General features: G+C 50.7%; 1 protein-coding gene. It reads right to left on the bottom strand.

All coding sequences use genetic code 11. The annotated features are described in order from the left end of the window. Positions 1-253 (bottom strand): DUF2790 domain-containing protein (locus K0F75_RS25400; protein ID WP_219064703.1); only part of this gene is annotated, 253 nt, incomplete at its 3' end. Positions 254-681 lie beyond the last annotated feature (428 nt).

Raw genomic sequence — 681 nt, 5'->3', positions numbered from 1 at the left:
AGCCGTTTGAGCAGCCGTTACCCATCACGCTGTATTGGAGGGTGTGACGCTGACCTTGATGGTCTTCGTAGGTCATCTGCACTGGAACGACACCACATGCGTCCGGGACCGAGTCCATGCTAATAACTTTAGCGACATCAAGTTCCGTAGCGTACGTGTACTGTTCAGTGGCTGACGCGTTAACAGCCTGCACTTCGCCAGCAGCTGCGAGTGTAGAGAAACCGGCCAACGCAAGTACGATTAAGCTTTTCATTTTATTTACAGGCCTTTAAATCAATCACAGCTGACTGACTTCATTTGCCAACGTGGCGGAAGAAGTTGTTAAACCGTTTAGAGTGAGGTCTAACACGAAGTACCACTCCCTGTTTGTTTCGTTTGCCAGGGAATGGGGTTAGTTTACAAGGGTGAGTATTTAGTTAAACCCAAAAGAACCATAATATTCTTTACCGAAACGGTAACAATGCCTGAGGCGTTGTTTTTCAAGGCCTTGCGTCGATCAGGCGGCGGTGCGGTCTAGGCGCTGAACGATGAGCAGCAGCCGTTGCCGAAGGCGTAGGCCTTAACGAGCGCACAACAAAAAGCCCCCTCATAAGAGGGGGCTTGGGTCACAACTCTGCTTGAAGCGTGAGGCTTAGCCGTTTGAGCAGCCGTTACCCATCACGCTGTATTGGAGGGTGTGAC

It is taken from the genome of Pseudomonas sp. UMAB-08, assembly GCF_900095225.1.
Lineage (GTDB): Bacteria > Pseudomonadota > Gammaproteobacteria > Pseudomonadales > Pseudomonadaceae > Aquipseudomonas.
The sequence above is the reverse complement of the archived record's forward strand: the minus strand, read 5'-3'. Positions and strand labels throughout refer to the sequence as shown.